Genomic DNA, 23,469 nt, shown 5'->3' with positions numbered 1-23,469 from the left:
TGTAAATAAAACCCGAGGAGCAATACACTCCCCGAGTTCACTATAAACATATGAAACTAAATCTTATTCGCCCCAAATACCGGATTTGGCAGCCTACAAATTGGTTGAAAACCCAGAAAATCAACATCACTGGATAAATAGCCTGGTTTAATAGGCTCTTCTTTCACCAAATCCGTACTTAAATATTTCTTATTGTCATCACATAGTAGCGTGACGACAACTGCTTCATCACCTAACTCTTGTTGTAATTTAATCGCTCCAATAACATTTGCCCCCGAAGAAATGCCAACGGCAAGTCCCAATTGCCTTGACAGCTTCTGAGCCATAATGATCGAATCGCCATCGTTGGCACAAACAACAGGATCCAGTTCATCCAAATTCACAATTGCCGGAATAAATTCATCGGATATACCCTGAATACGGTGCGAACCGACTTTATGTCCTGTTGTTAATGTTGGACTCTCCGCAGGCTCCAAGGGATGTACACGAACATCTGGATTTGCCTTCCGCAAGCTGCGTCCTACACCCATGACGGTTCCCCCTGTTCCTACTCCTGCCACAAAGGCATCCGCGATCAAGCCCTGTTCTTCCAATTGCTTCACAATTTCATAACCAGTCGTTTTCTCATGTGCTTCCGCGTTATATTGATTTTCAAACTGTCTTGGAAGAAAAACACCACCAGCGGCAGCAAGCTCTTCACTCAAACGAATGCTTCCCAAAAAACCACCTTCTTCTTTACTGATCAGCTGAATATCGGCACCCATGCTTCTGATAATATCGGTACGCTCTTTACTCAACCAATTTGGCATGATAATCTTTACCTGATGTCCCAAAGCTTTACCAATTGCAGAAAAAGCAATTCCTGTATTTCCGCTTGTAGCTTCAATAACAACATCCGTTGGTCTAATTTGGCAATTCATATATGCTTTATATAGAATATATAAAGCCATTCTGTCTTTGATACTACCGGTTAAATTATAATTCTCACATTTCACGAATACGCGGCCTGGCTTACCTTTGTAAGTATACTGCAATTCCAACATTGGCGTATTACCGACCAATCTCCACAAATGCTTAAATCTTTTGTCCAATGCAGGCGATAAACATGCACTTAGTAATTCTTGTTCAGCCATTTTTATATAAATGATTATTCTGTTGCAAAATTGAACAATAACAAGATATTATTCAATACATAACTATAATTTCAAGAAAAATTCAATAAAAACACATCAGCAACAATAAATTATTCATTCCTACATTGTAATTTTGCAACAACACCGAAAATATTCATATTATGGAATTGGACGATATCGATCTAAAATTATTGCGCTTATTACAGCATGATGCTTCATTAAGTAATAAGGAACTCTCGTTTGAATTGAATAAATCAATCGCAGCAGTGCACGAAAGGGTAAAAAAATTAAAAAGGTTGGGTTATATCAAAAAAACAGTAGCGATCCTGGATCGGCACAAAATCGGGATTGGACTGATTTCGTTTTCACAGGTATTCCTGAAAGCGCATACATTTGAGGTTTTGAACGAATTTGAAAAAGAAGTAGCCAAATTCCCGGAGGTAATGGAATGCTATCAGATGGCCGGATCTTATGATTTCATGTTACGCATCGCTACAAAGGATATGGATGCGTATCACATCTTCTTGAGACACCGCCTGGCGGTGCTCCCGCAGGTCAATACCGTACAGACTTATTTTGTATTATCCGAAACAAAGAGTGAAACTGCTTATCCATTATAATAGGTACGAACATGACAAACACCCCAAAAAAAAGTATGAGGTATTGATTTCAATAAAATCAATACCTCACCTATATCATTCAATTTAATCGAACAGCAAGGTCCCGGTGACGTTCCAGCTACTGAAACTTGTCCCTTCCGGAGCCCCCTGTGGGATCTGAACCTGCAATTTGTAAGCACCAGCTTTTAAATCCCCCAGATCAATATAAATTGGAGGTGTAACTGTTCCCGGACACCAATTGGAGCGACTTAAATCGGATGAAGATAACCCTGTAGCAAAATTACCCGAAGCGGGGTTAGACAAACGGTAAGAACCGCAATCATTACGCCAGGGGGTATACTTAAACAGTAGGGCATCATTTAGAAAAATTCGGTTTTCTTTGGGCACAAACTCATCGCCATTTCCCCAACCTCCATGACCGGTTGTGATATAACGCAGTTGCACGTTTTTGGCATCCTGATCCAAGTGAAACGAGAGCGTCAGTCCTTTATCCTGATCAAACATAGATCCATACTCCTGCCCGCCCATTTCCATGACATTGGTTGTCGTAAATAAGGACATGGTCTTTTTTAATTTTCCTTCCGACCCAGCCTCAAAACCAGGGTGAATCGTGAGTTCAACGCTAACTTCATGTCCATTCTTATCATAGTTGCCGATGAAAGCGCCTACATATACTTCCTGTTCGCTCAACATCCCGGCGAGCTCTGACACATCCTGCCTGTAAAGTACCGAATCCTGCCAAACCTTATCCTTTAACTGAAGATAGTTAAACTGCTTAACACCAAAGGGGGTAAAAAACCGCATCAATTCCACGATAGGTTCGAAAGTCTCAGTTCTTACCACACCTTGGTAGCTTTTCCCATTACCATTTCCATACGTCGGTAGGGTCGACATCCCATTTTTCATCCCATCGAGAAAGTTCTGTGCTTTATTGGCAGGAATAATAAAAACGGATCCAGTGCGATCATAGGCATCACCTTTTGATTGCTCCACAAGCTGAACAAAAACATTATCGCTAAGTTTGATTTTCGGTATTTTGATCTTCTTGACAATGACTGTACCATTGGCAAAACGTAGAATTGAATCAGATTTGACATCATCAGAAAAACGAATGCGCTCTTTTTGAAAAACAGGAAGCTGAATAAAACGGTTTTTCCAAATAAGGTCTTTATAGGAAAGTTCATCATAGCGCTTTTCGCTTCCTTTTAGCTTCAATTGATCAGGGATAGCATTGACTTTCTCAACTTTCGTTGCGAAAGTCCGTGTATTGCCATTTCTGATTACTTCTAGCACTAACCCTAGATCCTGCCCTAGTTCGCTCGGAGCTCCTTTTACGCCAAGTTTATCCGTATACCATAGCTCAATCTTATTGGAGTTGATACTGGTTTCTACTTTTTTACAGAGATAGCCCAAGATGGTCTTTGTCTCATTGGTCGGTGTAAATTTCTGCTTAGAAAGCGCCAGAGAGTCCCCTGTCAAAATATGTGAACCATCTTTCAGTTTCGCAATTTTAAGCAGGTTATTTCCGGCTGACCGCGTCACCAACACACGTTCATAAGGCGGCGACAATTGTCCTTTTATATCTTTTTCCGAGCTGACATAAGTTTCGTTCGCATTAGCATACACCAACACCGTATTCTGATTAGTAGGTGTATTCCCGTTAAAACTTTGATTATACTGGATGACATAGCTCGTTAGCTTCTGGGCATAAGAAAACAATGACAGACATAACATTGAAACAAAAAGGATATTTTTCTTCATCGTATACATATTGGATTAGACACAAAAACGTTATTTTATCAACCACATATCCAAAAGATAAAAGATTGCAAAAATAACCGACGCGTAACCATTGGTGGTCATGAAATCACGGTTTACCCGACTTAGATTTGTCGACGAAAATAGGGTGTGTTGATAGATCAGCAATGCACCATAAAACGCAACTCCTAAATAATAAATCCAACCGATGGGCATTAAAAAGGCTGGTATTAAAACAAATATAAAAGACACCACATGTAAACATTCGGATACCCGCATCGCTCCTTTTGTTCCCAACCATACTGGAATGGAGTTCAACGTATTGGCCCGGTCAAAGGCCTCATCCTGCAAAGCATAAATTATATCAAAGCCACTCACCCAGGTCAATACAGCAAAGCCGTACAGAACAGGAACAGTTGCAAATTGGCCCGTGATCACCATATATGCCCCAATTGGTGCTAAACCCAGTCCCGCACCGAGTACCAAATGGCACAAAGGAGTAAATCGTTTGGTATAAGAATAAAAAAGTACAACAAAAAGTGCGATGGGCGACAGCATAAAGCACAGGGAATTTATAAAATAAGTCGCTGTGACAAAAAGTAAGCAATTGACAACGGTAAAGATCAATGCATTCCGGGCTGAAATCTTCCCTGCTGGAATATCACGCATTGCTGTCCTTGGATTAATGGCATCGATGTCCCTATCCAAATACCTATTGAAAGCCATCGCTGCATTCCGGGCTGTTACCATGCATAATAACATCAATAGTAACAGTTTCCAGGAGAAGGCGTATTCAGTGGTATGCAGGGCCAAAAAGAAGCCAATAAGGGCAAATGGCAATGCAAATACACTGTGAGCAAATAAAACTAAAGAAAGATACTTCTTCATGAGATCATCTTAATGGATTTTAAAACGTTTAACACCCTATTCTCGGCAATGATCAGGTTGACCAAGCAATGATATTAACGAATTTATTTTTTTGAAATACTTAAAACGGCATTCTTTCTTCCGGCTCAGGGCCCACAAATCGGCGGTTGACTTCATCAATGGTTTCCAGAATCGGTTCATGGCCGACTTTCTTCTCAGCCGAGGTCAAAAACACCGGCGGCACCTCTTCGAACCATTGCAACAGCTCCTTTTTAAATTTTGCAATATTCGCATCGGATTTTACCGCTGATTGCTTGTCTGCTTTGGTAAAGACCAACATAAAGGGTAAACCGCATTCACCCAACCAATAACAGAAATCAAGATCAATCTTCTGCGGCTCGAGGCGACTGTCTACCAAAACAAATACACATTGTAAATTGTCTCTATGCGTGAGGTATCTACGAATGAATTTTTCCCATTCTGTGCGACTTGTTTTGGATGCTTTAGCGAATCCATAACCAGGTAAATCGACCAGATACCAGGTATCATCTATAATAAAATGATTGATCAACTGAGTCTTACCAGGTTTTTGAGAGGTTTTGGCAAGTCCCTTCTTATTTGTCATTGCATTGATCAAAGAAGATTTACCTACATTAGAACGGCCTATAAAGGCGTACTCGGGCAAATTTGGCGCAGGTAATTTGTCAACTCTCGTGTTGCTACACACGAATTCGGCTTTTTTTACTTCCATGGAACAAAGGTACATTAAATGAATCCGTTTGGCAAGGTTTACACCCTTCTATGCGATAAAAAACTGAACGGCCAATCTGTAACATTTAATGCTGTTCAGATACTAATAGTCAAAATAAACAAGTGTATATTTGATAGCAAACGATATATGCTATATTTTATGCCATACTGAATTTAATTAAACCCTAAAAAGATGTTACTCGAAATCAATCATGTCACCAAGGATTACGCCAATCATCGTGCATTGGACGATGTGTCCATCCAGATTCCAAAAGGAAAGATCTTTGGGCTGTTGGGTCCAAATGGAGCTGGAAAAACATCCCTGATCCGTATCATTAACCAGATCACCGCTCCGGATTCAGGTGAAATCCGGTTCAATGGGGAATTATTGGGGGCACAGCATATCGCCCAGATAGGTTACCTCCCGGAGGAACGTGGGCTCTACAAAAAAATGAAAATCGGTGATCAGATGCTTTATCTGGCGCAGTTGAAAGGGCTTTCTAAAAAAGAAGCTTTACAGCGGATACACGATTGGTGCGAACGTCTCGATATATCCTCATGGTGGGACAAGAAGATCGAAGACCTCAGTAAGGGAATGCAACAAAAGGTCCAGTTTGTCGCAACCGTCATTCACCAGCCGCAATTGATTATCCTCGATGAACCCTTCTCCGGCTTTGATCCGGTAAATGCCAACATCATCAAAGAACAGATCTTACGCTTAAATGCGGAAGGCGCCACAATTATTTTCTCCACCCATCGGATGGAAACAGTAGAGGAACTTTGTGACCATATCGCCTTAATTCACCGTTCCAGGAAAATCCTCGATGGCCCTGTACAAACCATCAAGAAAGACTACAGAAACCAAACCTATACATTGGAGTTTACCACCAATACCGAAGCGGTTGACATCCGCAATGAAAACTTATTTCAAATTGTTTCTTCTTCACAAAAAGACAACATTTATAACACTACTATTCAACTAAATAATGGCGTTAATATAAACCATGTGTTAACTGAGATCTTACCAAAAATTCAACTCAACCAAATCATTGAGATTGTCCCTTCCATGGCGGATATCTTTATTCAGAAAGTTACTGAGGTCTCACCTTTATCTCCAGATCATGCATAAGATACTACTCATTATTCAACGGGAATATTTATCCCGTGTCAAGAAAAGATCATTCATTGTCATGACCTTCGCGGTGCCCTTATTCTTCTTTGCATTATATGCGGGCATGTTTTATTTAACAAAAAAAAGCTTCAAGGATGCCCATACGGAAGTCTTTATCATTGACCAACAAGGCGACTTTGCCAGTAGACTGCAGAGTAATAAAAATGTAAGCTATAAGAAGAGCCAACTACCACTACAGCAACAAAAGGAGCGCTTGGCTCAGGAACAAGGCAAACAGGCGATCTTATACATTCCTCAAGATATCCTGACAACACAAAAGGCAGAATTGATTACCAGTGGTAAAACAAGTTTCGTCACCCAGGAGGTGATCAGCGGCCAGCTGGAAGATATCATTCGGGAAAAAGAATATAAAGCCAAAGGGATAGACCTCAACCTCATCCAATCCATTAAACCAAAAGTGGCTATCGATGCCAAAGAAATCACAGTAGATGGTGAAGAAAAAAATAGCAATACAGCTATAGCAATGGGAATTGGAGTTGCACTTGCTATTTTAGTCTATCTCTCCCTATTTCTCTATGGCGCTCAGGTCATGCGGGGCATCATTGAAGAGAAAAGCAACCGTATAATTGAGGTCATTATTTCCTCTGTAAAACCCTTTCAGCTTATGATGGGCAAAATTGTGGGAATTGGCATGGTTGGACTCACCCAATTTGTCATGTGGCTCGTGCTTACCCTTGGGCTCTTTATTACCGCTACGACACTATTTGTCAATCCACAGGACATGCAAGAGGTGGCTGCCAGCCAGCCCGGAGCGGCCAATATGGGAACGGTATCCAACGCGATCGGAAAAGGCGGATCCGCCTCCATTCTCGCCTCCATCCAAAGCTTCAACTTCACCGAAGTCATCGTTTTCTTCTTTCTATTTTTCATCGCCGGCTATCTGCTGTATAGCGCTATCTTTGCTGCTGCCGGTTCTGCCGTAGATAACGAAACAGAGGCCAATCAATTTTCCATGCCGATTACCATGCCCCTATTGTTGACGTATATCCTCTCCTTTGGGGTTATCATTAACGATCCAAATGGGCCAATCGCTACCTGGCTGAGCTTTATCCCCTTTACTTCGCCGATCGCTATGCTGGTACGTATTCCATTTGGAGTCCCTTTATGGCAAATATTAACTTCATTGGCTTTACTTATCTTAACCTTCCTTTTGATCACTTGGGTCGCTGCGCGTATCTATCGTGTAGGGATTTTAATCTACGGAAAGAAAGCAAGCCTCAAAGAAATCATCAAGTGGTTCAATTATAAAAATTGATCAGGTTGACGAATCGAATAAATAAAAAAGGCCAGATTACACAATGCAATCTGGCCTTTTTTATATCATGTACAGGATAAAATCTTCCCTTATTTTGCTACTATAGTCTGTTTTCCTAGTAGAACACCTATCTTGTAGATCATTTAATACCGAATATTAAACTTCTGAAATACAAAATGCCATAACCATATCGGGCCAATGAGTAGGAATTGTACGAACTGTTTTCCGCTGATTGCTTTTTTCTCTTTTCCTTTACCAACATACAACGCGGCCAGTGCGAGCAATGCAATTGCAAGGCATATCCATATTACTGCAGGGCCGCCATTTTTTTGCACATATTCCAACTGGACAATAAAATAGCTCATTGCCCCTATCGAGAATAAAATCGCGTAAGACAGGGTTGCAGATAGTTTAAGGTAAAAATAGATAACAATCGCAATGAAGAAAGAACCCCAGTTCAAAAAAGTATGCCAATTGAGTTTCACCAAAAATTCAAACTGTGGAAAAGGAATCATCCAGATACAGCCCATCACGCCGAAGAATAACAGCGGCAAAAAGATGATCTGAATCATGCGATTGCCTGGGTCTTGAAAATTGGCATCCAACTCCTCAAAATAGGTATCCACTGGACGCTTTGGTTCTACTTCCTGAACTTTCTTCTTTTGTTTCATTCGGCAAATTTAATAAATATTGATCTGCCCAGGCGGTCGCGCATCATAATAATATTATTTTTTTGGTCTGATGCTTGTCATTATATGCATTCTTTTGGCCTTAGCTGGTAATCTCCTATCCAATTCCGTAATATTGCAGCATGAAGTCTTATAAACACATCTTATTTGATCTTGATGGAACCTTGACCGACCCTGCTGAGGGCATTACTAAATGTATCGCTTATGCACTTGAAGCCAAGGGAATTATTACGTCTGATTTGGATAGTCTCAAACCATTGATTGGCCCCCCATTGAAAGATACATTCATGTACACCTATGGATTTGAGGAGCAGGAAGCTTTGGTCTGTGTCGACAAATACCGCGAACGCTTTGCCACGCAGGGTTTGTATGAGAATATGCTTTTTGATGGTATTCCTGAACTATTGGAGGGACTTAAATCGAAAGATTACAAGATTTATTTAGCAACATCCAAACCCGAAATTTTTGCGCACAAGATATTGCAGCATTTTGCTATAGACAAGTATTTTGATTTCGCCGGGGGAAGTGCGTTGGACGACTCCAGGCCTACAAAAACCAGCGTCATTCAATATGTGATGGAAAATGCACGTCTAACGAGCCCGCATGAATGTATTATGATCGGCGACCGCAAACATGATCTTATCGGTGCCAAGGAGACGAACATGGATGCCATTGCGGTACTTTACGGCTATGGCAGTGCGGAAGAACTGATCAAGGAGAAACCAACTTATCTGCTGCTTAGCGTAAAGGATTTAATTAAGTTTTTTGATGCATAAACAGATTTTAAGAGGGGATAACTATTCCACGCAGCGCACTTTCAAAAACTTTCTATATCAAAATCTACAGTCCCTTTTGACAAACACAGCCTTTTTTTATTTTTAAATTGATAGGTATTAAAATAAAAAAGAGACTGCCTCCTAGGTTTGTTTGAAACAAAAGTAGGAGACAGTCTCTTTTTTTAGTATGGTTTACTTAAAAAGCCCTTAAATATTTTCAGGGCTTTTCAGTTCCTTATTTTGCATAAGATACAGATCTTGTTTCGCGGATAACGGTTACTTTAATTTGTCCCGGATAGGTCATTTCAGTCTGGATACGGTTGGAGATATCAGCAGCCAGTATCTCTGACTGTGCGTCAGATACCTTCTCGCTTTCCACAATAACGCGCAACTCACGTCCAGCCTGGATGGCAAAGGTTTTTTCCACACCTGGGTACGATAAAGCTAGGTCCTCCAGTTCTTTAAGACGTTTGATATAGCTTTCAACCACCTCACGCCTTGCCCCAGGACGTGCACCAGAAATCGCATCACATGCTTGTACAACCGGAGAAATTAAGGCGGTCATTTCGATCTCATCGTGGTGCGCACCGATTGCATTACACACATCAGGGTGTTCCTTGTATTTTTCAGCAAGCTGCATACCTAGAATCGCGTGTGGCAATTCGGGATTATCATCGGGCACTTTACCAATATCATGGAGTAATCCGGCACGTTTTGCGTGTTTGACGTTCAAGCCAAGCTCCGCAGCCATTGTTGCCGCAAAATTGGCAACCTCACGGGAGTGCTGTAGAAGGTTCTGTCCATAGGAAGAACGGTAACGCATACGTCCGACCATACGGATCAGTTCAGGATGTAATCCATGGATCCCAAGGTCAATGGCTGTACGCTCACCAATTTCAACGATCTCATCTTCGATCTGAGTACGTGTTTTTGCCACAACCTCTTCGATACGGGCCGGGTGGATACGGCCATCTGTTACCAGGCGATGCAAGGCCAAACGGGCGATCTCACGACGTACGGGATCAAAACCAGAAAGAATAATTGCCTCCGGTGTATCATCCACGATGATCTCTACACCGGTTGCCGCTTCCAAAGCGCGGATATTACGGCCTTCACGACCAATAATACGACCTTTAATCTCATCATTTTCAATATTGAAAATGGAAACAGTATTTTCGATTGCGGATTCGGTAGCGGTACGTTGGATCGTTTGGATAACGACTTTTTTCGCTTCTTTCGTCGCGGTCAATTTCGCTTCGTCCACAATATCCTTGATCTGAATCATGGCCTGGGAACGGGCTTCCTCACGTAACGAATCCACCAATTGATTTTTGGCCTCGTCCGCTGTAACACCAGCGATACTCTCCAATTGTTTGATCTGCTGTAATTTTAAAGCCTCAACTTCTTCGGATTTCTTTTCATTAAGTTCAACCAATTTATCCAGTTGCTTCTTTTTGGTATCCACTTCCTGCTTATCACGGTTGATGCTTTCCAGCTTTTGGTTAATGGATTGTTCTTTCTGTCTCAACGTATTTTCCTTTTGATTAATGGTGTTGTTACGTTGATTCACCTCCTTTTCATGTTCGGATTTTAATTGAAGGAATTTTTCTTTAGCCTCTAATAGGCGTTTCTTTTTAATGTGTTCTCCTTCTTGCTCTGCATCTTTTAGTATGCTATTTACCTTATCTTTGGCTTCCTGTTCTTGTTTTTTGAATAACAGAACCAACAGATAACGACCTATAACTACACCAACAATCAGAGAAATTATGATATAAATTGCGACGTCCATGTATGTATAATTGTATTATATATGTTTATTTTTATTAATTACTAAATTTCATCCACACCACTTGCAAGCCGGCTAAGTGCATATTGGTTTCATAACAAAAAAAAACCGCAATTAAATTTAAACAGGTCTCATGTATTATTAAACTTCGTGATTACATAATTAGGCTTAGATTATGACCCAGATGGCTTTCGCAAAATGGCCTATATCTTTTTGCGCCTGTAATATTGAAGCGTTAAGTTTAAAATAGTGACAACCCGAATTTAATTGCGGCAAATTCGTCGTTTTAAGCTCTAAATATAAAGAACGTAAATTTATTTTTTAAAGAAATCCGTCAACAACTGGTCAAGCTCCTGTACTGAATTCTCCAGCCCCACTTCGTGGTTCTGGGACTGCCGCTCCGCATTTAACATCCGCGTAGCAAACTGCAATACACACATGGATAACAAATCCTGCTTATCTCTCACAGTATAGTTTTCCTGCAATTCCTTTACTTTTTCATTTATCAATTTCGCAGCATGTCGAATCACTTCCTCCTCCGCGCTTTCCACCCGTAGGGGATAAACACGATCTGCGATATTTATTTTTATGGAAATCTCTCCCATTTCTTTGAGCTTTTTAACGTTGTATTAGTTTAAATTCCGATCATCTCCAAATTCCAACTACTTCAACAAACTAATACACTTGTCTATTTCTCGCACAAAATCGTTAATTTTTTGTTTTGTGTCAAGTATTTTTTCATTAATTGCTTCCTTATCCGTTTCAGAATCCAAGGTTCGGGCTACTGCAAGCGCCTTGACTCTCTCTTCCAACTGCTTGCTTTTATCGTTGCTCGCGTCGAAAGCCACTTTTAAGGATTGTACCTCTAATTTAAGCAAATCATTTTCTTCTTGCAAGACTTCGCACATTTGAATTAAGTTTTTCGTTTTCTCAACGATCAGATTCATTTGTGAAGACAATGTTGCCATAGCGTAAATCGAATGTTACCAATTAATGTTATATCTCTAATTAACCACGCACCTCTGCGCTTAGTTCCTTCTCAAAATTAACAATTAATTTTTGAACTATCGCATCAATTTGTTTATCGGTCAATGTTTTTTCTTCGTCTTGCAGGATAAAGCTCAGAGCATAAGACTTTTTCCCTTCCGGAATTTTATCACCTTTATACACATCAAACACATTTACCTCCTTTAAAAGCTTGCGTTCGGTCTTTTGAGCGACAAATTGAAGCTTATCGAAGCTCACATTTTCATCAATCAACAGGGATAAATCACGACGTACAGCAGGGAATTTCGACACTTCCTTATATTGAATACTATTCTTGCGAATGATTTTCATCAAGACATCCCAGTCAAAATCTGCAAAGAAAACCTGCCCCTCAACATCTGCTTTTTTCAAGTTGGCATGAGCTACCGCACCGAAAGAAACCAGACATTTCTGACCTTTCATATAACTCAATCCGTAGGCAAAATGATTGCTCGGTGCATCTTGTATTTGTATGCCCTCAATCTTTAGCCGTTTGACAATGGTATCAACTGCTGCTTTGAGGTTATAGAAATTGACATTACCTTTTTTGCTATTCCACTGTTCAGCTTCCTCTCTTCCAGTTATTGCAAAAGTCAAATGCTGCGTTTCTTTATACCCCTCACCATCCAACGAATAGGTTTTACCGAATTCGAAAAATTTCAGATCAAAATTTCTCCGCTTCTGATTATATTCAATGGCATTCAATACGGAGAACAACATGTTTTGACGCATGGTATCCAAATCTGAACTTAATGGATTGAACAATTTTACCGCTGTCTCGCTGTCATCTGCATAATCAAGCTTTGTCAACGAATTCGCTAATATTTCACGGAATCCATTACCGATCAACAAATCAGCCAGCTGATTTAAAACCACTTCCTTATCTGGTTTTTCAACAGTATTTAATGAAGCTTTGATTTGGGATTTTAGTTCAATATTATTGTAACCATAAATCCGTAATACCTCTTCGACAACATCTACTTCGCGGGTTACATCAACACGATAAGCGGGCACTAAAACATCTAGTCCCGCAGCTGTCTCTGAAGCAACCTCAATACCCAGGGCAACGATAATGGCTCTAATTTCCTCATTGGGGATTGCTTGTCCAATTAAACGGACCACGTTCGCATAGCTCACATGGAATGAGAATGGTTTAATTTCCACAGGATATACATCTTTCAAGGTCGAAGATATCGTCCCCCCAGCAATTTCCTGAATCAACAATGCCGCGCGTTTTAACGCTTCTACAGTAATGTTAGGATCTGTACCACGTTCGAAACGGAATGAAGCATCTGTTTTCAGACCATGTCTTTTAGAGGTCTTACGCACTGATACAGCATTAAAATAAGCCGATTCCAAAAACACATTGGTTGTTTCTGTCGAAACACCTGAATGTGCACCACCAAAAACACCAGCGATACACATTGGTTTTTCAGCATCAGCAATCACAAGGTCTTCAGCAGAAAGCGTCCGTTCCACAGCATCTAGGGTCACAAACTTCTCCCCTTCTTTTGCTGTACGGACAAGCACCTTGTTACCCGCAATTTTATCCGCATCAAACGCATGCAATGGCTGGCCAAGGTCGTGCAATATATAATTGGTGATATCGACAATATTATTGATTGGACGTACACCAATCACATTTAATTTTTCTTTCAACCAATCAGGCGATTCAGCAACCTGAACACCGGAAATATTGATTCCACTATAACGTGGACAAGCTGCAGTGTCTTCGACGACAACAGCTGTACCAGCTTCCTCAGCCGCTTGAAAGGCCGAAACATCCGCTTTTAGGATATTCGTACGGAAATAAGCAGCGATATCGCGTGCTACACCTAAATGGGAAGCCGCATCTGCACGATTCGGTGTAAGGCCTATTTCGTAACGGTAATCATCCTGAATATTGAAATGATCTTTCACCAATGTCCCTACCGCAACATCAGCTGGCAATTCAACAATACCGGCATTCGATGTACCTAAACCGATTTCATCCTCACCACATAACATACCTTCGGATACTTCGCCACGAATTTTAGATTTGGTAATCTTAAAGGGTTCTCCGCTCAAGGGGTGACATGTTGTACCTACTGTTGCCACAATTACTTTCAATCCAGTACGGCAATTTGGCGCCCCACATACGATATTTAGTAATTCAGAAGTGCCTACATCAACTGTAGTAATGCGCAATTTATCAGCATTCGGGTGTTGCTCACAAGTTTTTACTTCGCCAACGACCAAACCATCCAATCCACCGGGGATACTCTGTACAACGTCCAGTGCCTCTACTTCCAATCCTGTGTTTGTCAAGATCAAAGATAATTCCTCCGGCGTCGAATCTATATTAACGTGTTGTTTTAACCAATTATATGAAATGTTCATCTCGAATTTGATTTGATGCACAAACTTAGATAAATTTGACTTTGTATGCAATTATAATTGCGTAGTATATCAATTTATCCCCGTCAATACAGGCATTTTCCCAGGCGCTCACCCGACTATAGTCTTACTGTTACTCGCATTCTTTGTAATCTGCCATATCCTGATTGCCACCCACCTTGCTCGTTATAATGCACTGAGAAAACAGGATTTTTAAAGGTTGAAAAAAATCGAATAGAAGATGACTATGAAGTTGGTTGATCGACAGCCTAATTCAATCTTTGCCTTGGGATGCGCATTAGATCTACATCCCAAGGCTCGATCATGTTATACTCATAGGGAATAGGGTTTACGAATCTACCACCTACAAGCGACCTATCCTAACAGTGGGTAGAATGATAACATTTATTTACACGAATTAACACAACTTTACATTTATTTACATAAGAACCGCTATTTCACTGTTTTTAAACCGAATAGTAACCGCTATTTTTTAATCAAAATTCAATCATTTCCATAAAAATAATATGTAACTTTGTGCTTTAATTTGAAGAACGTTCAAAACAAACATTTATAATGATTCATTTCTTTGAGAACCCATCGAACACCGTATATGGTGTTCAAAGCGTAAACTCTTTATCACAAGAAGACATTACTAAACTCAACTGGCTATTCGGCAACGCCAAAAAACTCGACGACCAAACCCTTAACCATTACTTTGTAGGCCCCCGCGCAGCGATGGTCACTCCTTGGAGTACCAATGCAGTAGAAATCACACAGAACATGGGTATTGAAGGAATTGTTCGTATCGAAGAATTTCAACCGGTACCAGCAGATTTCAATGATTTCGATCCAATGATTTCACAAAAGTTCAGTACGTTGACGCAGGATATGTACACGGTCAACATCACACCAGAACCTATCTTGGAAATTGAAGACATTGATGCCTACAACAAATCCGAAGGATTGGCATTAAATCCGGAAGAAGTGGCCTACCTAAACAATCTTGCCACCAAATTGGGCCGTCTTTTAACAGACTCCGAGGTCTTTGCTTTTTCACAAGCCAATTCTGAGCACTGTAGACATAAGATTTTCAATGGTACATTTATCATTGATGGTGAAGAACAACCTACTTCCCTATTTAAATTAATCAAGAAAACTTCCGAAACAAATCCAAATGAGATTGTTTCTGCGTATAAAGACAACGTAGCCTTTATTAAAGGCCCACGGGTCACCCAGTTTGCACCTAAATCCGCTGACAAGCCTGACTTTTACGAGGAAAAATCTTTCGATTCTGTTTTATCCGTAAAAGCCGAAACCCACAATTTCCCGACGACTGTAGAGCCTTTCTCTGGAGCGGCGACAGGATCTGGTGGTGAAATTCGTGACCGTATGGCCGGTGGTCAAGGCGCGATTCCTTTGGCGGGTACCGCGGTCTATATGACAGCCTATTCACGTCTATTGCAAGATCGTCCTTGGGAGAAAGCAATGCCAGAACGCCAATGGCTTTACCAAACACCAGTGGATATCCTCATCAAAGCTTCCAATGGAGCTTCTGACTTCGGGAATAAATTTGGACAACCCTTGATTACGGGATCTGTACTAACCTTCGAACATGAAGAAGAAGGCCGTAAGCTTGGTTATGACAAAGTCATCATGCAAGCTGGTGGTGTCGGTTATGGAAAATTGGATCAAGCCAAAAAACATACCCCAAAAATAGGTGATAAAATCGTCATCTTAGGAGGTGAAAATTACCGTATCGGTATGGGCGGTGCAGCAGTATCCTCTGCTGATACAGGCGCTTTCGGGTCAGGCATTGAATTGAATGCCATTCAACGCTCAAATCCGGAAATGCAAAAACGTGCGGCCAATGCTGTACGAAGCTTAGTTGAAGCAGATCATAACCCAATTGTTTCTATTCATGACCATGGCGCTGGTGGACACCTCAACTGTCTATCCGAATTGGTAGAGGAAACAGGCGGTTTAATTGATCTTGATGCACTTCCGGTAGGTGACCCTACTCTTTCAGCAAAAGAAATCATCGGTAATGAGTCTCAGGAAAGAATGGGCCTGGTGATTGCTGAAGATGATATTGCAATCCTAAAGCGTGTTGCTGATCGTGAACGTGCACCAATGTACACCGTAGGTGACGTCACCGGAGATCACCGCTTCACATTTGCATCAAAAAGCAATGGTGCCAAACCAATGGATTATGCCTTAGAGGATTTCTTTGGTTCATCACCAAAGACCTTTATGCGTGATAAAATAGTTGCTCGTAATTATGCGGATCTTACCTATGATTCCGCGAATATCCCAAGCTATTTAAATCAGGTACTACAATTGGAGGCTGTGGCTTCCAAAGATTGGTTGACCAATAAAGTGGACCGTTGCGTGGGTGGCCGTGTTGCCAAACAGCAATGTGCAGGTCCATTACAGTTACCTTTAAATAACGTTGGTGTCATGGCTCTTGACTACAAAGGAAAAGAGGGTATTGCAACAACGATAGGACACTCCCCTGTAGCAGCATTAATTGATCCGGCAGCGGCTAGTAAAACTGCTATCGCAGAATCATTATCAAATATCGTATTTGCACCGATTATAAATGGTCTTGCAGGCATCTCTTTGTCAGCCAACTGGATGTGGGCAGCAAATAACGAAGGTGAAGATGCTCGACTTTATCAGGCTGTCAAAGCTTGTTCGGATTTTGCAATCGCATTAGGAATCAATATCCCTACAGGAAAAGACTCCCTGTCGATGAAGCAAAAATATCCAAATGGCGAAAATGTAATCGCTCCCGGCACATTGATTATATCTGCGGCTGGAAATTGTACGGATATTACCAAAGTAGTTGAACCTGTCTTAAACAAAAATGCAGGATCCATTTACTACATCAATCTATCAAAAGACAACTTCAAATTAGGCGGTTCGTCTTTCGCTCAGATTGTCAACAAATTAGGTACAGAAGTTCCTACAATCCAAGATGCGAACTATTTCAAAACAGCATTCAATACCGTTCAGCAATTAATCAACGATAACCAAATCGAAGCCGGTCATGATATCGGATCCGGTGGTTTGATCACGACCCTTTTGGAAATGACATTTGCAGATGTGAATTTGGCTGCAAATTATGACCTTTCGGGATTAAATGAGTCTGATGCTGTAAAAGTATTGTTCAGTGAAAATATTGGACTTGTACTTCAAGCTAAAAATGATACTGTTTTCGAGCAAGCTGTTAAAGAAGCTGGCGTAGATGCCATAAAAATTGGCCATGCAGTAGCAGGAAGCACCGTTACCATCAAAAACGGAGAAGAGAACTTCAGCTTTGATGTTGCGGCAACACGTGATGTTTGGTCGACCACTTCATTCCTATTGGATTCGAAACAATCGAAAAACGGAACTGCCCAACAACGTTTCGACAACTATAAAAATCAACCGTTAACATTTACGTTCCCAAGTCAGTTCAATGGCAAAAAACCAGTGATTGACGGAAGTAAAACTCGTCCAAAAGCGGCCATTCTCCGTGAGAAAGGTTCCAATTCGGAGCGCGAGATGGCCAATGCAATGTTCTTAGCCGGTTTTGATGTAAAAGATGTCCATATGACAGACTTGATTTCAGGCCGCGAGACACTCGAAGAGATTCAGTTTATTGGTGCCGTTGGTGGATTCTCGAATTCCGACGTACTGGGGTCAGCAAAAGGCTGGGCTGGAGCATTCCTCTACAACGAGAAAGCGAAAAAGGCATTGGCAGACTTTTTTGCACGTCCGGACACTCTTTCTGTCGGTATCTGTAATGGCTGTCAATTGTTTATGGAACTGGAAATGATCAACCCCGAACATGAGGTTCACGGTAAAATGCTGCACAATACTTCAGGAAAACACGAGTCAAATTTTGTTTCAGTGAAAGTCCAGGAAAATAACTCCGTTATGCTTTCTACATTAGCTGGAAGTACATTGGGTGTTTGGATTTCACATGGTGAAGGAAAATTCAATCTACCACTTGCAGAAGAACAATACAATATTGTTGCCAAATACGGTTATGAACAATATCCACATAATCCAAATGGTTCAGACTACAATACTGCGATGATCTGTGATAAATCTGGTCGCCATTTGGCAACGATGCCACATATCGAACGCTCGATTTTCCAATGGCACTGGGCAAACTATCCAAAAGGACGCCAGGATGAGGTCTCTCCATGGTTAGAAGCTTTCGTCAATGCACGCAATTGGATTGACAATCAAAACAAATAACAAGGGAAAAGATAAAAGCTCCTTCATAGATGAAGGAGCTTTTTTTTAGATATCCCTTTTGTATCCCGGTTTGTTCATCATATTATCAAGGGAGTATTTTCCAGATCCCATAACCATAAAAAAGATCAACAAAAAGAATACGACTATCGAAAGCCACAATTCGGAATTCAAATAACTAAAGCCGTTGGTGATGTTGACAAAAAAGACAGCTCCCACCAAGACGGGAAACAACAATAATGCCGCTAAACGGGTTTGGAAACCCAAGATTAGAAACAGGCCGCCCACCAGATGCGTAAATACCACATAATGAACTGCTCCCCATATCGATAGGTGAAAACTACTCTGTTCAATCATGTGCTCAACCACTTGCCTATCGTTTACGAAACTTACCCCCTTGGCAAAAATCATGATGCCCAAGGCAATTCTTAGGTAATCAATCCATTGTGGGTGATGGACGTTTCCCCAATGTTCAATTCTATGTATCAGGTTCATAATATACCTCCTTTTATAGATGGTTATACTGCTATAACAGCTGAAACACAAAAAAGTTGTTCCTAGTATCATTTTAATACACAAGCTATTGCGGTCTCGCGGTCTAGAGAGGATCAAAAGGTCGAGAAACAGATCAGGCTATCACAAACTGAATCACTAGATCCCATAATGCAGTCGTTATTAGTCCCGCTACAATACTAAAACCGATCACCAAGTTTACCAATTTTGTATTGAGGTGATACTGTTCGGCAATAATACCCGAAGTGACCAACGTAGGCATTGCAGCTTCAAAAATACTGATCCGGGCAACGGAGCCATTTACGCCCAGTATTAATGCAAATAACAAAACCAACAGTGGAGCCAAAATCAATTTATAGATCATAGCTGTACTGATCTGTGCAGCCTGTTGACGCCAGCCATCAAACTTCAACTGTAAACCGATAGAGAATAGTGCCAACGGTCCTACCGTCGCCACAAGCTTATCAAAAAAAGGCTCAGCTATACTGAAGTCAGTAAATTGGGATAAAGTTAATGCGAGGACGCACCCGATCAAAGGTGGAAATGTAATCAGCTTTTTCAGCATAAATTTTGCATCAATGGATTGCCCATCATGCAGGTTCGCTTTAAGGGCATTGATAATCCCCGCAGTGGACAATAAGATGAACGTCGTCTGATCACAAATAATAGCTATCGGCAACTGTGCCTCTCCGAAATAGGCCATAATCAACGGAAACCCAATAAAAGAGGTATTGCTGTAGCCTGCTGCTAATTCCAGACTACTTCTGGAACGCTGTTTATAGGATTTGCACTTACAGTACCATTCCATAAATAACCAGCTTCCAGCCCACACCAAAATCGCTGAAAAAATCGGAAACAGCATCGCCGAAGACCAGACAACCTTTGGGATATACTTAAAGGAAACTGCCGGAAGCGCAAAATAAAGTATCCAGGTATTAATTCCTTTATGCGCCTCAGCATGGATCAACTTTGCTTTCCTCAACAGCATGCCAGCGGCAATACAAAACGCAATCATTATAAAATTAACCATGTTTTTCCTACAATTTAAGACGACACAAAAGTGCAATAGTAGTGCTAGAGAAAACATGTATAAATACATTATTTTTATGTATATTTAACACTATCTATCAAAAGATCATGCGAAAGAAACAATTTGAGCCATTATTGATCAGCGAATTTGTGGAAGATACCTTTCACCTACCCATGCATGAGCAGAATTATTATGAATTAGTTTACATTCGGGCCGGACGTGGGAAGCAGGTCATCAATAAATTTGAATTGGATTACGAACGTGGGGATATTTTTCTCGTGAGTCCTGCAGATCGACATTACTTCAGCATACAGGAAAAAACACACTTTCTGTTTATTCTTTTTACGGACAGCTATTTTCTGCAAAATCGACGCCAGCAAAAATTATACGCATGGATTATGGAGTTAATGAACGACAGAGGGCTCAGAGAAAATAAACTTGTCTTGACCGAACACCACCGTTTGATCTTTTCTCATCTTATGGAGGCGGTCAGGTTATACAGTCTTGCTGCAGTCAGCCAGACCGCACAATGGTTATTTGATCAACTACTTGCTATCTTTGGACTTTTTAAAGAAATATCTGAGATAAAACGCTTGCCGCAAGCACATACACTTCAACTGGACAGCTCGATTTCGGCTTATATCCATCAGCATATTTTTACGCCCGAGTATCTTCAGATAAAGACAATCGCACAGAAATTTAATATCGCTCCGACTTATTTTGGCATCTATTTCAAGAAGAACTTTGGCAATAGCCTAAGAGATTACATCAATATGTACCGCGTCGAATTAATTGAACATCGGCTTAAATCCACTGCATATACACTAAAACAGATTGCTCAGGAATTAGGATTTGTTGACGAAAGCCATTTATCCCATTTCTACAAGCGTAAAAAGGGATATAGTCCAAAAATCTATAGGCAGCAACATCTAAAATAACGCTTTTGCATCGCGACTGACAGTCTAGGACTATAGAAGGCACTGCCTTTTTCAGTCCCTTAATTGCCTTTAGGTGGCAATACACTATAGAATTTCAATCCCTTTTCTTCAAACTGCTTATAAAGGATAATCAGCACATCATTTTTAAAAGATGAGGCATTCGCGGCGAAATTCACCCAGCAAGAAACGCTTAAATAGATCATTTCTTCGCTGATATCCTGCACACTGATACCGCTATCCCGCTCCCTAACGAAATGTGGGCTTGCCGCCATTGCCTGGTTTATCCATTGTTTGGCCTGATCAAGGTCTGCCTTGCGGTCGATGTGAAGGACAAAACTAGTCTTGCTATATTCTTGCGATAATGTCCAGTTGACGACCCTGCCCGACAGTAAATCACCATTCGGAATAATCACATCAGCGCCGTCTGCGGTTTTCAATACACTGGCACGGATACCGATCTCCTTGACACGCCCTTTTTTATCCGCTAGTTCAATCTGATCGCCTACACGGAATGGCTTATCAAAAACAAGAATGATTCCCGACACAAAATTATTAATGATATTTTGCATCCCCAAACCGATCCCAACACTTAGTGCTCCAATGACGACGGTAAGTTTATCCAGGCTCATACCCAAAGCCGAGATAGCCATAAAAAAACCGATCAGAATAATCGCCAAACGAAATAACGGAAAGAGTGTCATTTTCTGATTATAGGCCTGATTTAGCTGGCCATCTTCACCCCCGAGCACAATGAGACTGATATTCTTTTGAAACCAATTCGCCACAAGCAACAGCAGTACCGCAACAACGAGATTACCTAAGGTAAAGGAAATACTACCGATGCTACGCACCTTACCAAAAAACGTTTCACTAAGTCCCAATAAGGTTTCAATAAACTGTAGGTTATTCGCCAGGACAATAATTGCCAATAGGATACATACAATACGAAGAATCTCTGTTATAATAGCCAAGGTGCGCTGCTCATTAAAGCGCATCCAGAATCCCGATACCAAACGGTCCTTTTTGAACTGGTTGCGGACATCTGCTTTGATCATATCAGCAAAATACTGTAAGGTAAATGACTGCACCAAGCCTACGGCACATGCAATGCTAAAGCTGCGAGAATGCTCCACATGTCCAATGACATTCAATGTTATCGCCGTGATATTTAAGACGGCAAACACCACATAGATAAAATTGCTGATATACCCTGGACTCTCCGGATTATTGATACGTCGTTTAGTATAACTTACCAATCCCAATGCGATCAGATTAAAGCCGATACAGATAATACGCAAAAACAGATCATCACTTACAATCATATTGACGAAGACATCCAATAGGTAAAAGATGATCAGAATCAGGGCAATCTTACGTTGCTGTCCCGTCATTTTATGCCGCAATAGAAACATGAATATTAACATGATCACCAGTTGAGAGGCCTGTAAAATGAAGGTTGGTGTAAAGAAATTGACAAAAGGCAATAATGTCAGCAGCAAAATAATAGTTTTCCCGACAATGGCATCGATGGCAAGCTTATGTTCCGGATCATTTTGCTTCAGAATATAAGCCACCCGTACAATCCAATACGAATAGGCCAGCCCGAGCACAATCAACAAAATCCGGCTCGCCCAATCCGTGCGGTTGACATATTTGTCTATGGATTTGTTATTACTATAATTACTGCGAATATTGTCCAAGAGTACGTCTTTCGAAATACTTGTGGTATTGGCTTTCCAGATTGAACTCTTGCTCGGTGCAACATCAGGTTTCTTTGCTGCAGTTTTTGTTTCCGGAATCAGGTCTAATCTATTGAGATGCCGCTGATTCTTTAAGATAAGCTCATCAATTGTGCGATTGATCAATTCAAGCGAATCCATCTTTGCTGACAGTTTAAGCTCGGCACTATTGAGATATTGATGTGCGCGCGAATGATTGTTGGCATTAATATCATATCGGTTGATAATACCGCGGATCTGATCTTGTGTGCTACTTAAGCTGCTGGAATAATTTGCGATACTCCCTTTGATAGATTTAAGCTGTCGAAGTTCTTCGGAAATCGAATTTCTTACTGTCGTAACTGAATCTTTTGCTGAATTTGCGCTCGTTAACGCATAAGAATTGGATTTTTCATTTAGCTGAGCAACAAATTCCGCCATTGACGCCGTACGAATATTGGACAGGAACGTCAGATTGACTTTTCGCAGATCATTGCGTAACGAATCATTCCCCACTCGAGTCGAATCGGCACTGAATCTCCTATTTAAACCTGTATGTGATACCGACTTGTCAATATTGGCCGCTCCTCTTCTTACCTGCACCGAATCTTGTCCGAAGGCATAGAGATGTAATATCAATAAACCGATAACTGTAATGAAATGCTTAACGCTGCTCAATTTCATATTCCCAAATTGTTAATCTCTTTCAATAATAGCCTGTTCGATCCTCAAGAAACGCTACAAAAGGAATTTTCAGGGAAAAAGTCTATCCTATTATTTTCCAACAAAAATAG

The 23,469-nt window shown here is 40.9% G+C and carries 18 protein-coding genes; 6 read left to right on the top strand and 12 right to left on the bottom strand.

Translation table 11 applies throughout. The annotated features are described in order from the left end of the window. Window positions 1–56 precede the first annotated feature (56 nt). Window positions 57–1,133 (bottom strand): PLP-dependent cysteine synthase family protein, encoded by a 1,077-nt coding sequence (locus HMAT_RS01565; protein WP_104381062.1) that lies wholly within the window; start codon window positions 1,131–1,133, stop codon window positions 57–59. A gap of 158 nt (window positions 1,134–1,291) precedes the next feature. On the opposite strand from HMAT_RS01565, the gene HMAT_RS01560 reads away from it, so the two are divergent. Then, window positions 1,292–1,753, top strand: coding sequence for an Lrp/AsnC family transcriptional regulator (locus HMAT_RS01560; protein ID WP_104381061.1), 462 nt, complete (start codon window positions 1,292–1,294; stop codon window positions 1,751–1,753). An 84-nt stretch (window positions 1,754–1,837) separates the two neighbouring features. Here the strand turns inward: HMAT_RS01560 and HMAT_RS01555 are convergent, their stop codons facing one another. The 3 genes from HMAT_RS01555 to yihA all read right to left on the bottom strand — a co-directional run bounded on the left by HMAT_RS01555 (window position 1,838) and on the right by yihA (window position 5,129). Beyond that, window positions 1,838–3,514 (bottom strand): PNGase F N-terminal domain-containing protein, encoded by a 1,677-nt coding sequence (locus HMAT_RS01555; protein ID WP_104381060.1) that lies wholly within the window; start codon window positions 3,512–3,514, stop codon window positions 1,838–1,840. 30 nt (window positions 3,515–3,544) lie between these two features. Further along, complete coding sequence (locus tag HMAT_RS01550) at window positions 3,545–4,399, bottom strand: UbiA-like polyprenyltransferase (RefSeq protein WP_104381059.1); 855 nt, start codon at window positions 4,397–4,399, stop codon at window positions 3,545–3,547. A 100-nt stretch (window positions 4,400–4,499) separates the two neighbouring features. Next, on the bottom strand, window positions 4,500–5,129 hold the full coding sequence (gene yihA, locus HMAT_RS01545; protein WP_104381058.1) for a ribosome biogenesis GTP-binding protein YihA/YsxC: 630 nt from the start codon (window positions 5,127–5,129) through the stop codon (window positions 4,500–4,502). Window positions 5,130–5,321: 192 nt separating this feature from the next. On the opposite strand from yihA, the gene HMAT_RS01540 reads away from it, so the two are divergent. After that, a complete protein-coding gene (locus tag HMAT_RS01540; protein ID WP_104381057.1) occupies window positions 5,322–6,257 on the top strand; it encodes an ABC transporter ATP-binding protein in 936 nt (311 codons plus the stop codon). After that, window positions 6,250–7,575 (top strand): ABC transporter permease, encoded by a 1,326-nt coding sequence (locus HMAT_RS01535; RefSeq protein WP_104381056.1) that lies wholly within the window; start codon window positions 6,250–6,252, stop codon window positions 7,573–7,575. The genes HMAT_RS01540 and HMAT_RS01535 overlap by 8 nt, the downstream gene beginning before the upstream one ends. A 143-nt stretch (window positions 7,576–7,718) precedes the next feature. On the opposite strand, the gene HMAT_RS01530 is transcribed toward HMAT_RS01535, so the two are convergent. Beyond that, window positions 7,719–8,246, bottom strand: coding sequence for a hypothetical protein (locus HMAT_RS01530; protein ID WP_104381055.1), 528 nt, complete (start codon window positions 8,244–8,246; stop codon window positions 7,719–7,721). Window positions 8,247–8,386: 140 nt separating this feature from the next. On the opposite strand from HMAT_RS01530, the gene HMAT_RS01525 reads away from it, so the two are divergent. Further along, window positions 8,387–9,040, top strand: coding sequence for an HAD-IA family hydrolase (locus tag HMAT_RS01525; RefSeq protein WP_104381054.1), 654 nt, complete (start codon window positions 8,387–8,389; stop codon window positions 9,038–9,040). A 235-nt stretch (window positions 9,041–9,275) separates the two neighbouring features. On the opposite strand, the gene rny is transcribed toward HMAT_RS01525, so the two are convergent. The 4 genes from rny to pheT form a co-directional block, all read right to left on the bottom strand. Continuing rightward, window positions 9,276–10,829 carry a ribonuclease Y gene (gene rny / locus HMAT_RS01520; RefSeq protein WP_104381053.1) on the bottom strand — a complete coding sequence of 518 codons (1,554 nt, stop codon included), beginning with the start codon at window positions 10,827–10,829 and terminating at the stop codon, window positions 9,276–9,278. Between the two features lie 311 nt (window positions 10,830–11,140). Continuing rightward, a complete protein-coding gene (locus tag HMAT_RS01515) occupies window positions 11,141–11,431 on the bottom strand; it encodes a cell division protein ZapA (protein WP_046675831.1) in 291 nt (96 codons plus the stop codon). A gap of 57 nt (window positions 11,432–11,488) precedes the next feature. Then, entirely contained in the window at window positions 11,489–11,794 is a 306-nt protein-coding gene (locus HMAT_RS01510) for a hypothetical protein (RefSeq protein ID WP_104381052.1), read from the bottom strand. A gap of 40 nt (window positions 11,795–11,834) precedes the next feature. Next, entirely contained in the window at window positions 11,835–14,231 is a 2,397-nt protein-coding gene (pheT, locus tag HMAT_RS01505; protein WP_104381051.1) for a phenylalanine--tRNA ligase subunit beta, read from the bottom strand. A gap of 573 nt (window positions 14,232–14,804) precedes the next feature. Between pheT and purL the strand changes: the two genes are divergently transcribed. Then, window positions 14,805–18,479, top strand: coding sequence for a phosphoribosylformylglycinamidine synthase (gene purL, locus HMAT_RS01500; RefSeq protein ID WP_104381050.1), 3,675 nt, complete (start codon window positions 14,805–14,807; stop codon window positions 18,477–18,479). A 45-nt stretch (window positions 18,480–18,524) separates the two neighbouring features. Here the strand turns inward: purL and HMAT_RS01495 are convergent, their stop codons facing one another. Further along, window positions 18,525–18,971 (bottom strand): DoxX family protein, encoded by a 447-nt coding sequence (locus HMAT_RS01495; protein ID WP_104381049.1) that lies wholly within the window; start codon window positions 18,969–18,971, stop codon window positions 18,525–18,527. A gap of 133 nt (window positions 18,972–19,104) precedes the next feature. Then, the gene (locus tag HMAT_RS01490) at window positions 19,105–20,019 is read right to left on the bottom strand and encodes an AEC family transporter (RefSeq protein ID WP_104381048.1); all 915 of its coding nucleotides are present in this window, start codon (window positions 20,017–20,019) and stop codon (window positions 19,105–19,107) included. A gap of 107 nt (window positions 20,020–20,126) precedes the next feature. Here HMAT_RS01490 and HMAT_RS01485 point away from each other — a divergent pair, with 107 nt between their 5' ends. After that, window positions 20,127–20,957: an AraC family transcriptional regulator gene (locus HMAT_RS01485; RefSeq protein WP_104381047.1), complete on the top strand. Its 831-nt coding sequence runs from the start codon at window positions 20,127–20,129 to the stop codon at window positions 20,955–20,957. Window positions 20,958–21,016: 59 nt separating this feature from the next. Here the strand turns inward: HMAT_RS01485 and HMAT_RS01480 are convergent, their stop codons facing one another. Continuing rightward, window positions 21,017–23,359, bottom strand: a complete 2,343-nt coding sequence (locus tag HMAT_RS01480; protein ID WP_104381046.1) for a mechanosensitive ion channel family protein — start codon at window positions 23,357–23,359, stop codon at window positions 21,017–21,019. Between the last annotated feature and the right edge of the window lie 110 nt (window positions 23,360–23,469).

Source organism: Sphingobacterium sp. HMA12, assembly GCF_002933815.1.
Lineage (GTDB): Bacteria > Bacteroidota > Bacteroidia > Sphingobacteriales > Sphingobacteriaceae > Sphingobacterium.
This window is presented reverse-complemented; position numbering and strand designations above follow the sequence as displayed.